This is a genomic window from Ruegeria sp. CDSB013 (genome assembly GCF_059611165.1).
Window position 1 is genome coordinate 377,099 of sequence record NZ_JBXWPA010000003.1, and the last position, 14,002, is coordinate 391,100.

A 14,002-nucleotide genomic window follows, 5' to 3' on the forward strand; every position below is an offset into this window, starting at 1 on the left:
TTTAGCCGCCCGTGTGGCTCATGTGGCGGCTCATCTGGCCGTCGACGGCCTGACGGGAATAGTCGAAATCATGCCCTTTGGGCTTGAGGGTGATCGCGGACCTGATTGCCTCCTCCAATGATCTATCACTGTCGGGATGATCGCGCAGCGGCGCGCGCAGGTCGGCCATATCCTCTTGCCCAAGGCACATGTACAGCTCACCGGTGCAGGTCAGGCGCACGCGGTTGCAGCTTTCGCAGAAGTTATGTGACAGCGGTGTGATGAAGCCGATTTTCTGGCCTGTATCCTCAAGCCGTACATAACGCGCAGGGCCACCGGTCCGTTCGGCCAGATCCGTGACGGAATAGTGTTTTTCATATTCCTTGCGCACATCTTCGAGAGACCAGTACTGGTCCAGGCGGTCTTCGTTTCCGATATCGCCCATGGGCATGACCTCAATCCAGGTCAGATCCATGTCACGCTCGGCACACCATTCAGTGATCTTTGGCAACTCGGGTTCATTGAACCCTTTCAGCGCGACTGCGTTGATCTTGACCCGCAGACCCGCTTTCTGCGCGGCGTCGATCCCATTCAGCACCTGTTTGAGCCGTCCCCAGCGGGTGACCTTGGCAAATTTGTCTTCGTCCAACGTATCCAGCGATACGTTCACGCGACGAACACCGGCAGCGTACAGGTCATCGGCAAAGCGATGCAATTGCGAGCCGTTGGTCGTCAGCGTCAACTCTTTAAGCGCGCCGCTGTCCAGATGACGGGTCATCGAATTGAAGAATGTCATGATGTTGCGACGCACCAGAGGCTCACCGCCAGTGATGCGCAGCTTTTCCACGCCCATGTTCACAAAGGTCGAGCACATGCGGTCAAGCTCTTCCAGCGTCAGCAGGTCTTTCTTTGGCAGAAAGGTCATGTCCTCGGACATGCAATAGACGCAGCGGAAATCGCAGCGATCCGTAACGGATACGCGGAGATAGGTGATGGCACGTGCGAACGGGTCGATAAGCGGAGCTGTCATGCGACATAGGTAAAGCTGCAACCGCCCTCCGACAAGGGCGAACTGCGCTTTGCGCTGGAACAGATGCACGCAGGGGGTTAGGTTTGCGTCATGAGATATGCGCTTTTGGCTTTTTGTGTTCTGGTAGCGGGATGTGACACCGTGCGGTCGACCACCGATCGTGTCTTTGGTGGCGATAAGCCCACTGAAGAGGCAGAACCCGCCGTTGTGGAAGAAGTGGTCGAGCCGCAGCCTGTCGCGGTTGCCGCCACTGGTTGGGTCGGTCCAAAAACCACGATTGCGGGTCTGGGAGATCCCACAACACCTGGTCGATGGCTGGAAACGTCTTTAGTGGACACCGAATTTACCGGGCGAGTGGTTGTGCCGCGGACAGGCGCGCAGGCCTATATCATGCTTATTCCGGCATCCGGGCCAGCGGGGGGCGGCAGCCGTCTATCGCTGGATGCCATGCGGGCACTGCTGTTGCCATTCGATGAATTGGTTGAGCTGGAAGTTTATTCCAACTGACCTCTCAGATACTTGCCGGCCTCTTTTCGCGCAAAAGGCTTCATCGCGTCGCCGTGTATGTTCAAAAAGGCGACGACCCGGTCCGGGTCGTGCTTGGACAACTCGCGCAGCCACCACGCAACAGATTTCTGAATGAACCAGTCGCGGTCAGGCACATAACTTGCCGCCCAGCCCAGAATGCGGTCTCGGCGTTGCAGGTCTTCCGGTTTGGGGTGGTTCTGTTTGGTCCAGGGCAGGGTCGCCACCAGCGCCGCGCGCCTGGTCCACATGTGGTCCGATTTTGTCCAGCTTTCCACCTGATCCAGCCGCGAAGGGTCGGCTGACAGGCGCTTTTGCATCGCCATGCAGGCGTGATCCGCCACGGCCCAGGCATCAAAATCCGGCAACCAGCTTTGCAGCAGGTCCCAAACGGCATCATCCGGTCGGATGCGCGCCTGTGTCAGCAGTTTTGCGGCGGCAAGACGTCCTTCGTGAACATTGGTTTGCCACAGCGCATCTGCGAGTTCGACGCGCGCTGCCACATCCAACTCCTGTCGCCAGGTTTTGGTCAGATCATTCAGGATCGGGTTTGCCACGCCCAGATGGGGGCGGTCGGCCTTGTGGTAGGCCGCCATTTGTTTGGCGCGCTCGGGATCGGAATGGGCTTTGATCTGGTCCAGATAGGCTTCAATCATCAATAAACTCAGGGTCGGGTGCGCGTGGGTTTGCCATCAATGGTCTGATGGTTCTTTTCAACCCAGTAGGATTGGATCTGCTCGTCGGACTTGCCATCGACCCATTTCTGCATCGTGTCGCGTTCGGACTGATATTCCATGAACGGCACGGCATAGCCGCACGAAGTCTGGACCACATCGATATCCAGATCATAGATCTGACGCGCACTACGGTGATCGGGGAACAGGCCAGCCAATTCATCCCAGCCCTCATCCCCCACATGCAGCGTGCGCGCGGTGCCATACGTTCTCAGGATCATGGGGCGGGTCGTGAACGAACACCACATCAGCGTCATGCGGTTCGCTTCAAGCAGATGACCGGCGGTTTCGTTGCCGCTGCCGGTCAGGTTCATCCAGGCAATCCGGTTCGGGCCAAGAACGCGCAGCGAATCCATGCCCTTGGGCGAGATGTTGACCCGTCCGTTGGGTGCCGCAGTGCCGACGAAGAACATGTGCTGTTCTTCGATGAATTTACGCTGCCCGTCGTCCAGTTCCGGAAATTGCTTGGCCATGTCTCACTCCACTGTAACCGATTTTGCCAGGTTGCGCGGCTGGTCTACGTCCGTGCCTTTGGCCACCGCCGTGTGATAGGCCAGCAGTTGCGCAGGCACCGAGTAGAGGATCGGCGCCAGGCTGGGGTGGACATGCGGCATCCGGATGATGCTCCAGACGCCATCTTCAGCCTCGGCAATCCCGTCATCGTCCGAGACCAGAATGACCTTGCCCTTGCGCGCCATCACCTCTTGCATGTTCGACACCGTTTTGTCGAACACGGCGTCGCGCGGGGCCATGACCACCACAGGCATATTCTTGTCGATCAGGGCGATCGGTCCGTGCTTCAGCTCACCCGAAGCATAACCTTCGGCGTGGATATAGCTGATTTCCTTGAGCTTCAGCGCCCCCTCCATCGCCAGCGGATACATCAGGGCGCGACCCAGGAACAGAACGTCGCGGGCTTCGGACAGGCGTTGTGCGGACGTCTTGATGGCCGGATTCTGATCCAGTGCTGCATTCATCACCGTTGGCAGGCCGCGTAGCGCAGCATAGTGGTCGGCCAGCTCGTCGTCGGTCAGCGTACCACGATCCGCAGCCGCCTTGAGCGCCATCATCAGCAGAACGCTCAGTTGACACGTGAACGCCTTGGTCGAAGCCACGCCGATCTCAACGCCCGCATGGATGGGCAGGGCGATATCGCTTTCGCGGGCTATCGAACTTTCGGGGACGTTGACGACCGAGACGATCTTGTCCGCCTTGCCTTCGCAATAGCGCAGTGCCGCCAGAGTGTCGGCAGTTTCACCCGACTGACTGACGAACAGCGCCATCGTGCGCCCCGTGATCGGAGGTTCGCGATAGCGGAACTCGCTGGCGATATCGACCTCGACGGGCATTTGGGCCAATTGCTCGAACCAGTACTTCGCCGTCAGGCAGGCGTAAAATGCGGTACCGCAGGCCACCATGGTCAAACGATCCAGTTTGGTGAAATCCAGATCGGCGCCAGGCAGAACTACCTGATCACCACCACTTGGCAGGTATGACCGGATCGCGTCGGCAATCACGATGGGTTGTTCGGCAATTTCCTTGGCCATGAAGTGTTTATGGCCGTTCTTTTCGGTCTGTGTGTGGTCCAGTTTGATCTGGCGAGTCTCGCGATTAGCCAATTCACCGGCTTCGTTGCGGATTTCCAGAGAGGTTCGGGTCAGAACGGCCCGGTCGCCTTCCTCAAGATAGGTGATGCGATCCGTAAGCGGGGCCAGCGCAATGGCGTCTGAGCCCACGTACATCTCACCATCTCCGTGACCGATGGCCAAAGGTGATCCCTTGCGCGCGGCGACGATAAGATCGTCCTGACCGTCGAACAGAAAGGCCAGCGCAAACGCACCAACAAGCTGATCGATGGTCTTGAAGGCGGCCTCAACCGGCGACAGGCCTGTCTTCAGGTAATACTCCGTCATCAGGGCGACGGTTTCGGTGTCCGTCTCGGTCGCGAAACCGATGCCATGTTCGGCCAGTTCTGCCCGCAACTCACGATAGTTTTCGACGATACCATTATGAACAACCGCCACAGGGCCGGCCTGATGCGGGTGCGCGTTGGTCACCGACGGTACGCCATGGGTAGCCCAACGGGTATGACCAATACCGGATTTACCGGGCAGCGGGTCGTGCACCAGCAGATCGCTTAGGTTGACCAGCTTGCCGACCGCCCGACGACGTCCAAGCGTACCACCATTGACCGTGGCAATTCCGGCGCTGTCATAGCCACGATATTCAAGACGTTTTAGCGCCTCGACCAAAGTTGGCGCGGCCTCATGCTCACCCAGTACACCTACAATTCCACACATAACTCAGGCTCCCTTGTTGCGGCGAGCCTTCTTCGCCTTCAACATCTCAAACAATTTGCGCGCATAGCCGGGCTTGTTGTCCTGCTTGGCACGTGCCACGGCCAGCGCGTCGGGTTCTACATCCCGCGTGACGACTGTACCTGTTGCGGTCATCGCGCCGTCACCGACAGAAACGGGGGCAACTAGCATAGTGTTGGAGCCGATAAAGACGTTCTCTCCGATGGTCGTCTGGTGCTTCATCACGCCGTCATAGTTACAGGTGATCGTCCCCGCGCCGATATTGGTCGACGCTCCAACAGAGGCGTCGCCGACATAGCTGAGGTGGTTGACCTTAGCGCCTTCAGCGATCTGGGCATTCTTTGTCTCAACGAAATTGCCGATACGGGTGTTTTCGGCCAGTTCTGTACCTGGGCGCAGGCGCGCGTAGGGGCCGACGATGGCGCCGCGGCTAACATGGCAGCCTTCCAGATGTGAGAATGCACGGATCGTCGCGCCGCTTTCGACGGTAACGCCGGGGCCGAAGACGACGTTGGGTTCGATCACCGTGTCTCGACCTACGATCGTGTCAGCGGACAGATAAACCGTTTCGGGGGCCATCAGCGTCACGCCCAAAGCCAACAACTCATTGCGCGCACGGGTCTGAAACTCGGCATCGGCCGCAGCCAGATCAGCACGAGAGTCCACGCCCAGCGTTTCAGCCTCATCGCATTTGATGGCAGTTGCCGACAGACCGCGCGCATTTGCCAGTGCCACGATTTCGGTCAGGTAGTATTCACCCGAGGCGTTATCGTTGCCGACCGCGTCAATCAATTCGAACAGTACTTTTGCGTTGCAGGCCAGTAATCCACTGTTGGTAAAGCGAATGGCGCGTTGTTCTTCGGTTGCGTCTTTGTACTCGACGATTTCGACCAGTTTTTTGCCATCCATGATCAATCGGCCGTAGCGGGGCTGAACTTCGGCAATATCAAAGCCCAGCATGACCAGATCAAAGGATGCGCGCGCCTCAATCATACGCTCCAGTGTTCTGGGGTCGATAAAGGGCGTGTCGCCGTAAAGGACGATCACATCGCCATCAAAACCGGCCAATGCATCCCGCGCCTGCGCAACTGCATGCGCTGTTCCAAGCTGTTCTTCCTGAACGACAATCTGCGCGGCTTCATCTTCGGAAGTGGCGGCTTTAGCAACCTCCTCAGAGCCGTGACCAGTGACAATAACGGTTCGTTCGGGTGACAGCACCGCACCGGCGCGCATCGCGTGCACCAACATCGGCGTTTGGGCAATCGGGTGCAAAACTTTCGGGGTATCCGAATTCATCCTGGTGCCTTTTCCGGCGGCAAGGATAACAAGGGCGACGGTCATAAAAACGATTTCTCTTTGTGTTTTGTTGCGGCCCGTTTTATCCGCTGAGTTCAAAGTCGCAAGCGGTTCGGGCATCAAACAAGATTGCCGTTTGCAACACTTATGGCGAAGTCTCGCCGAATTAGGGGGCAAAATGCGTACGGTTATCTTCGATCTGGACGGGACCTTGGCCGATACATCGGGCGATTTGCTGGCCGCCGCCAACCACTGTTTTCGGCATATGGGGCATGGGGATGTGTTGGTTCACGGCGAAGATGCGGGCGTTGCGCTGCGCGGTGGCCGAATGATGCTGACCCATGGGTTGAAACGGGTGGGCGCTTATGACGATGCAACGGTTCAAGACTACTACCCGATGCTGCTTGAAGCGTATTCCGACGATATCGACACGCATACCCATTTCTACCCTGGCGCGCTGGACGCAGTGGGATTGTTGAAGTCCGCAGGTTACGGGGTTGGCATCTGTACCAATAAGCCTGAAGCCTTGGCCCATCAGTTGCTCACGCAGATGGGAGTGCGTGACCTGTTTGCCTCTTTAGTTGGTGCAGACACGCTGTCGGTGCGCAAGCCTGATCCGGAACCGCTGCGTGAAGCTGCACGCCGGGCGGGTGGTCATCCTGATTTATGTGTTCTGATTGGCGATTCCGACACTGACCGAAACACGGCCCGCGCCGCGGGTGTGCCGTCGGTATTGGTTACCTTCGGCCCGTCCGGCGATGATATGGCCGCGCTGGAACCCGAAGCTCTGCTGCACCATTTCCATGATTTGCCAGAATTGGTTGCAGAGTTGATTGGCGCGGCCGCGTAATCCCTTGACCCGAACGTTTTGCAGGACCAGAACACTCTTATGACCGAGATATTCACTGGCAGCTTCACCCAGCAGGAACCCATTCCAGAAGAGGCGGTTGAGGCCGCGCTGGCGGTACTGCGCCACGGGCGTCTGCATCGTTATAACGTCGTACCTGGCGAATTGGGCGAAACCGCCCTGCTGGAACAGGAATTTGCCGCCCAGACAGGTGCCAAATACTGTCTGGCCGTGTCCTCGGGCGGCTATGCGATGGCAACGGCACTGCGGGCCGTGGGGGTCAACCCGGGGGACCCGGTGCTGACGAACACGTTCACTCTGGCACCTGTGCCCGGATCTATTGCTTCGGTCAGTGCGCGCCCCGTTTTTGTGGGTGTGACCGAAGACCTTACGATTGATCTGGACGATCTCGAAACCAAGCTGGATCAGGCCCGCGTTTTGATGCTGAGCCATATGCGTGGTCATCTGTGTGACATGGATCGGCTGATGCAGATGTGCGATGCCGCAGGTGTCACGGTGATCGAGGATTGCGCCCACACAATGGGCGCTGCGTGGCATGGGCAGGTTTCGGGCCGACAAGGCGCGATTGGCTGCTATTCCTGCCAGACCTACAAACACGTCAATTCGGGCGAGGGCGGCTTGCTTATCACCGATGATGAGGAACTGGCGGCAAAGGCAACGATGCTGTCGGGGTCCTACATGCTGTACGAACGCCACCTTGCGGCACCGGGGCCAGAGGTGTTTGAGCGGATCAAGTATCATACCCCCAATGTCTCGGGGCGAATGGATAATCTGCGTGCCGCGATCCTTCGCCCGCAATTGCGCGATCTGGATCGGCAGATCGAACGCTGGAACGAACGCTATTTCGAAATCGAAAAAGGCCTGCGCGATACGCCGGGTTTGAGCGTTGTAGATCGGCCAGAAGCCGAGACGTTTGTCGGTTCCTCGATCCAGTTCCTGTTGCTCGATTGGTCGGCAGAGCGGGTAAACGAGGTTATCCAGCGCTGCGCGGCCCGGGGGGTTGAGCTTAAGTGGTTTGGCGGGGCCGAGCCGAACGGCTTTACGTCGCGCTATGACAGCTGGCGATATGCCGACAGCGCGCCGATGCCAAAAAGTGATCGAATCCTCGCCGGGATCGTCGACATGCGCGTTCCCTTGACCTTTTCGCTTGATGATTGCGCGCTGATTGCACGGATCATTCGGGCAGAGGTGAGCGCAGTGTATCAGTCGTAACCCAATCGAGTGCGCATGACGCGCACGCTTTATTTGTGTGAAACCGCCGCCCCGATCAGGGCGGCGGTTTGTTTTTGGGACGTCGTCGTTGACCCAATTCAGATTCGCTGCTATTTATTGAACAACTGTTCATTAATGCGAAAGAGGAGATCGCTTATGTTCACGGCGGCCATGCAATTTGATCTGGGCGAGGACGTGAATGCCCTGCGCGAAATGGTGCACCGTTGGGCGCAGGAGCGGGTCAAGCCGATGGCGGGTGAGATCGATGCCTCGAACGCATTTCCAAACGAGCTTTGGAAAGAGATGGGCGATCTGGGTTTGCTCGGCATCACTGTGTCCGAGGAATACGGTGGGGCAGGGATGTCCTATCTGGCCCACACCGTTGCAGTGGAAGAGGTTGCGCGTGCATCGGCCTCGGTCTCTCTGTCTTATGGCGCGCATTCGAACCTGTGCGTCAATCAGATCAAGCTGAACGGTAATGACGAGCAAAAGGCGAAATACCTGCCGCGCCTGATCTCGGGCGAACATGTTGGTGCGTTGGCCATGTCCGAGGCTTCCGCCGGATCCGATGTTGTGTCGATGAAGTTGCGTGCGGAAAAACGCAATGATCACTACCGGCTGAACGGCAACAAATACTGGATCACCAACGGGCCGGACGCGGATACGCTGGTCGTATATGCCAAGACCAACCCGGAGGCCGGATCGAAGGGAATCACCGCGTTTCTGATTGAAAAAGAGATGAAGGGCTTCTCGACCTCGCCCCATTTCGACAAGTTGGGGATGCGCGGTTCGAACACGGCCGAGCTGATCTTTGAAGATGTTGAGGTGCCGTTCGAAAACGTTTTGGGCGAAGAAGGTAAGGGCGTTGCGGTTCTGATGTCCGGGCTGGACTACGAACGTGTGGTTCTGGCCGGAATTGGAACCGGCATCATGGCGGCCTGTCTGGATGAGATCATGCCCTATCTGGCCGAGCGTAAGCAGTTCGGCAAACCGATCGGCAGCTTTCAACTGATGCAGGGCAAGATCGCCGATATGTACACCGCGATGAACTCGGCACGGGCCTATGTCTATGAGGTTGCCAAGGCTTGTGACCGGGGGGATGTAACCCGTCAGGATGCGGCGGCGTGCTGTCTTTATGCTTCAGAACAGGGCATGTCGCAGGCGCATCAGGCCGTTCAGGCGATGGGCGGGGCAGGGTTCCTGTCCGACTCGGCGGTCAGCCGAATCTTCCGCGACGCAAAGCTGATGGAGATTGGCGCGGGCACCAGCGAAATCCGCCGGATGTTGATCGGGCGGGAACTGATGAACGAGATGCGCTGAGAGAAGAAAACGCTTCGCAGACGAGGGAGCTGCGAAGCGCTTTCCTTGTAAGGATCAGAACTTATGAACGTAGGATACGCCGACAAGGAAGGGATCGATATCGGCTTTGCCGATCTTGGTTCCGTTCAGTTTGACGTCCGTGTCGATATCAAACCAACGTACGTTCAGACGGACAGCACCGTTGTCCGAGACCATGTAGTCCAGACCGGCCTGCAGCGAGACACCGAAAGAGTCATCAACCTTCAGATCACCCAGTGCGGATTTCTCGTCGAAGAAGATGGTGTAGTTCAGACCGGCGCCGACATAGGGCTTCCATGCGCTGTTGGTCGGGAAGTGATAGTTCAGCGACAAGGTGGGCGGCAGGTGCTTGACGGTTCCGGCCTCGGTGCTTCCACCCAAGGTTACGGTGTGTTTGAACGGTGTTGCGGCCAGCAGTTCGATGCCCAAGTTGTCACGGATGAAATACTCGGCAGTGAAGATCGGGCGGGTGTCCGAGTCGATCTCGGCCTTTTGTCCAGCCAGCGTCCCATTGTCGGATTTGGGGTTGAGGTAACCGACACCGACACCGACGGTCCAATCACCCTGCGATTGGGCAAAAGCGGGGGCGGCAAGCGCCACCAGCGCGGTGGAAAGTGTCAAAGCGGCGAGTTTGTTGGTCATGGTCTTGCCTTTGGTTCAGTTAATGAGATTGAATTGACAGCCGCGCGGTCCGCGCACTCTGATCTGCATCAAATTTGTGTGACAGGGTCATCGGAGGCTTCTCCGGTAAGGCCCTTGAAAATAGGGGAATTGCAGCGTGCCAGAAGCTAATCGCATACCGGGTTTGCGTTCAGCGGGGGGCTGGGACGTGCCATCTCGTTTGAACATGGCGCGCCAGTGTCTTGATCACGCACCGGATCAGGTTGCAGTGATCGACTTGACCGGAATCGAAGAGCGGCGCGTCACCTACGGGCAGCTTGCTGAAATGACAGACGGCATCGCGCGCGCACTGTCGAAGAAAGTGCAGCCGGGGGATCGCGTGGGCGTGTTGCTCAGCCAGTCACCGTGGTGCGCGGCGGCGCATCTGGCAATCTGGAAAATCGGCGCGATCTCTGTGCCGTTGTTCAAACTATTCAAACAGGATGCCTTGCGGTCTCGAGTGGGCGACGCCGGAGCGCAGGTTGTGCTGACCGACACTGAAGGCGCAACGCTGTTAGGCGACTTGGCAGAACCGCTCATGGCGGACCAGATTGGCGAAGACGGAGGCGTTGTGCCATTCGCTGACACCGGGCCAGAGGATCCGGCGGTGTTGATCTATACATCCGGCACCACGGGCAGTCCGAAAGGTGCGTTGCATGGCCACCGGGTGCTGACCGGCCACCTGCCGGGCGTTTCGATCAGCCATAACAACCTGCAAGAGGGCGACTGCCTCTGGACACCGGCCGATTGGGCCTGGATCGGTGGGCTGTTCGATGTGTTGATGCCTGGTCTTGCGCTGGGTGTTCCAGTGGTTGCGGCGCGGCTGGACAAGTTCACCCCCGAAGCCTGCGCCGATGTGATCGCGCGCGGTGGTGTGCGGAACGTGTTCTTTCCCCCAACGGCACTTCGAATGCTCAAGGTCTCTGATCAGGCGATTTCCGGGCTACGCTCTGTAGCGTCCGGGGGTGAGCCGCTGGGGGCCGAGATGTTAGCCTGGGGGCAACAGGCGTTTGGTCTGACGATCAACGAATTCTACGGGCAGACCGAATGCAACATGGTTGTCTCTTCCTGCTCAGATGACTTCCCGGTGCGGCCCGGCTGCATAGGCAAACCGGTCCCGGGCCACGAAATTGCGGTGATCGACGAGGACGGTAACCCGACCGCTGATGAGGGTGACGTGGCCATCCGGCGAGGCTCGGCCTCAATGCTATTGGAATATTGGAACCGACCCGATGCGACGGCTGAGAAGTTTCGTGGCGACTGGCTGATCACCGGCGACCATGGTGTGTGGGAGGGTGAGTACCTGCGTTTCGTAGGGCGCGACGATGATGTCATCACCTCGTCCGGTTATCGTATCGGCCCGGCAGAGATCGAGGATTGTCTGCTGACCCACCCGGCGGTGGCAACGGTGGGCGTGGTTGGTAAGCCCGACAAGCTGCGGACAGAAATCGTCAAGGCATATGTGGTTTTGAAACCGGCGGCCGACGCCTCGGAATCCGAGTTGCAGGAGTGGGTTAAAACCCGCCTTGCGCATTATTCTTACCCTCGTGAAGTGGCTTTTGTGCAAGAGTTGCCTTTGACTGTGACCGGAAAAGTAATCCGAAAGGAATTGAAGCGTCGCGCGTCTGAGGAGGGAAATCATGGCGGATAAGTCCAGTATCAGAACGGGGATTGAATTCAGCGCGACGGCAATTGCGGTCATTGGCGCTGCTTGGGCCGGTAAGGCTTACTTCGAGACGTGGATGCGGGACACAATCGATAAAGCCGTCGAAGACAAAATTGCAGTCATAGAGCAACTGCAACTGGCAGACCTTCTGGTTTATTATGATTATCCCGACGAGGCTATCTCTGAATTGCGCAAAGTAGCCGGTCGAGTGGCGAGCCTTGATGACGAAGACAAACGAAAAATTGCATTTTACGACAACTATTTAGATGCGATCTCTGCCTCTTACAGCACCTTGAAATATGAACCCGAAATTCGCATGCTGAGAAGTGTCTTCAGCACCGAGATGCAAACCGACGGATGGCATGATGAAAATCTGGCCTATGTCTCGATGTTCCTGCCGGAAGCGCAAGCGGATGAGAATTTTTACAATCGCGAAGTCGTCGGGCGTTTCAAACTTGCCGTGAGCCAGTACGAGGCGGACGGCGACTATGACGCAATGGGAGGCGCCTATCACAACCTATCCCTGGCCTATTTGTGCCGCGGGGATAACGAAGAGGCCATCGAGGCGATGGAGATGGCGGCCGAGATGCTGCCATTTGAATACTATTTTATGGTCCCGATGTCGGATCTGGAAGATTTTCTGGAAGAGCCAGAGATCAAAAAACTTGACGCAGTTTGTTCCAGCAACGTGGCGCAAGGTTACGCGCGTCTGATGCAGAGCTTTGCAGTCAGCGAAAACCCCGTTCGAGATTTTCTAAGAGAGTACACAAGATGAAGCTCCGATCCTCTGCTTTGCCCTCGTCCAAAGGCTTCCGGGAAAACTGCGCGGCTCATCTGGACGCGTTGGCGCAAATTGCCGACGCCGCCGAGGCCGCCCGCATGGGCGGAGGCGAGAAATCCCGTGCACGGCATGAATCGCGGGGCAAGATGCTGCCGCGGCGTAGGGTGGCGAACTTGCTGGACCCGGGGTCGCCGTTCCTTGAGATCGGCGCGACGGCGGCGCACGCCATGTATGGCGACGCTGCGCCCTGTGCCGGGGTCATTGCAGGGATTGGCCGGGTTCAGGGGCAAGAGGTCATGGTGGTGTGCAACGATGCCACCGTGAAGGGCGGCACCTATTATCCGATGTCAGTCAAGAAGCACCTGCGCGCGCAAGAGATTGCCGAGGAAAACCAACTGCCGTGCATTTATCTGGTCGACAGTGGCGGCGCGAACCTACCCAATCAGGATGAGGTGTTTCCCGATCGGGATCACTTTGGCCGCATCTTCTATAATCAGGCACGGATGAGCGCGAAGGGCATCCCGCAAATCGCGGTGGTCATGGGATCATGTACGGCGGGTGGGGCTTATGTGCCCGCGATGTCGGATGTAACGATCATCGTCAGGGAACAGGGCACCATCTTTCTGGCCGGACCACCTTTGGTCAAGGCCGCGACCGGTGAGGTGGTCAGCGCCGAAGATCTGGGGGGCGGAGATGTCCATACGCGCCTGTCCGGTGTGGCCGACTATCTGGCCGAAGATGACGCCCACGCACTGGCTTTGGCGCGGCGGGCTGTCGGATCGCTGAACCGGCGCAAGCCACAGACGGTGGATTGGGCCAACCCCGAGGATCCGGCCTATGACCCCGAAGAAATTCTGGGCGTCGTCCCTGCCGATCTGCGCACACCTTATGACATCCGAGAGGTGATCGCGCGATTGGTCGATGGCTCGCGCTTTGACGAATTCAAGCCGCGCTTTGGTGAAACGCTGGTGACCGGGTTCGCTCATGTCAAAGGCTGCCCGGTCGGGATCATCGCCAATAACGGCGTGCTGTTTTCCGAGGCTGCACAGAAGGGCGCGCATTTTGTCGAGCTGTGTTCGCAGCGCAAAATCCCCTTGGTATTCCTACAGAACATCACTGGCTTCATGGTTGGTCGCAAATACGAAAACGAAGGCATCGCGCGGCATGGGGCCAAGATGGTGACGGCAGTGGCCACAACCAATGTGCCAAAAATCACCATGCTGGTGGGTGGCTCGTTCGGAGCGGGGAATTACGGCATGTCAGGCCGGGCCTACCAACCGCGGTTCCTGTGGACATGGCCAAACTCGCGCATTTCCGTGATGGGTGGAGAGCAGGCGGCGGGTGTTCTGGCCACCGTAAAACGCGACGGGATTGAACGCCAGGGCGGAACATGGTCGGCGGAAGAAGAGGCCGAATTCAAGCGCCCCACGCTGGAGATGTTCGAAGAACAATCCCACCCGCTCTATGCATCAGCTCGACTGTGGGACGACGGAATTATCGACCCGCGCAAAAGCCGGGACGTGCTGGCCTTGTCGTTGCACGCGGCACTGAATGCGCCGATTGAGGAGACACGCTTTGGCGTGTTCAGGATGTAA

The 14,002-nt window shown here is 58.1% G+C and carries 13 protein-coding genes; 7 read left to right on the top strand and 6 right to left on the bottom strand.

The features are described from left to right. Position 1: 1 nt before the first annotated feature. Complete coding sequence (moaA, locus tag AC2FJF_RS08010) at positions 2–1,009, bottom strand: GTP 3',8-cyclase MoaA (RefSeq protein WP_496724451.1); 1,008 nt, start codon at positions 1,007–1,009, stop codon at positions 2–4. Positions 1,010–1,099: 90 nt separating this feature from the next. Between moaA and AC2FJF_RS08015 the strand changes: the two genes are divergently transcribed. Next, entirely contained in the window at positions 1,100–1,516 is a 417-nt protein-coding gene (locus AC2FJF_RS08015; RefSeq protein WP_496724453.1) for a hypothetical protein, read from the top strand. Here AC2FJF_RS08015 and AC2FJF_RS08020 read toward each other — a convergent pair. The 4 genes from AC2FJF_RS08020 to glmU are packed head-to-tail and all read right to left on the bottom strand — an operon-like array spanning position 1,504 to position 5,927. Beyond that, positions 1,504–2,190 (bottom strand): DNA alkylation repair protein, encoded by a 687-nt coding sequence (locus AC2FJF_RS08020; protein ID WP_496724455.1) that lies wholly within the window; start codon positions 2,188–2,190, stop codon positions 1,504–1,506. The two genes, AC2FJF_RS08015 and AC2FJF_RS08020, sit on opposite strands and share 13 nt — an antisense overlap. Positions 2,191–2,198: 8 nt before the next feature. Further along, the gene (locus AC2FJF_RS08025) at positions 2,199–2,741 is read right to left on the bottom strand and encodes a pyridoxamine 5'-phosphate oxidase family protein (protein ID WP_496724457.1); all 543 of its coding nucleotides are present in this window, start codon (positions 2,739–2,741) and stop codon (positions 2,199–2,201) included. Positions 2,742–2,744: 3 nt separating this feature from the next. After that, complete coding sequence (glmS, locus tag AC2FJF_RS08030) at positions 2,745–4,568, bottom strand: glutamine--fructose-6-phosphate transaminase (isomerizing) (protein ID WP_496724459.1); 1,824 nt, start codon at positions 4,566–4,568, stop codon at positions 2,745–2,747. Between the two features lie 3 nt (positions 4,569–4,571). Beyond that, positions 4,572–5,927, bottom strand: coding sequence for a bifunctional UDP-N-acetylglucosamine diphosphorylase/glucosamine-1-phosphate N-acetyltransferase GlmU (gene glmU / locus AC2FJF_RS08035; protein WP_496724461.1), 1,356 nt, complete (start codon positions 5,925–5,927; stop codon positions 4,572–4,574). Positions 5,928–6,060: 133 nt separating this feature from the next. On the opposite strand from glmU, the gene AC2FJF_RS08040 reads away from it, so the two are divergent. The 3 genes from AC2FJF_RS08040 to AC2FJF_RS08050 all read left to right on the top strand — a co-directional run bounded on the left by AC2FJF_RS08040 (position 6,061) and on the right by AC2FJF_RS08050 (position 9,282). Continuing rightward, positions 6,061–6,732 (top strand): HAD-IA family hydrolase, encoded by a 672-nt coding sequence (locus AC2FJF_RS08040; protein WP_496724463.1) that lies wholly within the window; start codon positions 6,061–6,063, stop codon positions 6,730–6,732. 39 nt (positions 6,733–6,771) lie between these two features. Beyond that, positions 6,772–7,962, top strand: a complete 1,191-nt coding sequence (locus AC2FJF_RS08045) for a DegT/DnrJ/EryC1/StrS family aminotransferase (RefSeq protein ID WP_496724465.1) — start codon at positions 6,772–6,774, stop codon at positions 7,960–7,962. Between the two features lie 156 nt (positions 7,963–8,118). Next, on the top strand, positions 8,119–9,282 hold the full coding sequence (locus AC2FJF_RS08050) for an isovaleryl-CoA dehydrogenase (protein WP_282153997.1): 1,164 nt from the start codon (positions 8,119–8,121) through the stop codon (positions 9,280–9,282). A gap of 54 nt (positions 9,283–9,336) precedes the next feature. Here AC2FJF_RS08050 and AC2FJF_RS08055 read toward each other — a convergent pair whose 3' ends face one another. After that, positions 9,337–9,942 carry an OmpW/AlkL family protein gene (locus AC2FJF_RS08055; protein ID WP_496724467.1) on the bottom strand — a complete coding sequence of 202 codons (606 nt, stop codon included), beginning with the start codon at positions 9,940–9,942 and terminating at the stop codon, positions 9,337–9,339. 205 nt (positions 9,943–10,147) lie between these two features. Between AC2FJF_RS08055 and AC2FJF_RS08060 the strand changes: the two genes are divergently transcribed. From AC2FJF_RS08060 to AC2FJF_RS08070, 3 genes are read left to right on the top strand one after another with little or no spacing between them, the layout of a single operon-like run. Then, positions 10,148–11,611 (top strand): AMP-binding protein, encoded by a 1,464-nt coding sequence (locus AC2FJF_RS08060; RefSeq protein WP_496724591.1) that lies wholly within the window; start codon positions 10,148–10,150, stop codon positions 11,609–11,611. Beyond that, a complete protein-coding gene (locus AC2FJF_RS08065; RefSeq protein ID WP_496724469.1) occupies positions 11,601–12,401 on the top strand; it encodes a hypothetical protein in 801 nt (266 codons plus the stop codon). Before AC2FJF_RS08060 ends, AC2FJF_RS08065 begins: the two co-directional genes overlap by 11 nt. Beyond that, complete coding sequence (locus AC2FJF_RS08070; protein ID WP_496724471.1) at positions 12,398–14,002, top strand: carboxyl transferase domain-containing protein; 1,605 nt, start codon at positions 12,398–12,400, stop codon at positions 14,000–14,002. Before AC2FJF_RS08065 ends, AC2FJF_RS08070 begins: the two co-directional genes overlap by 4 nt.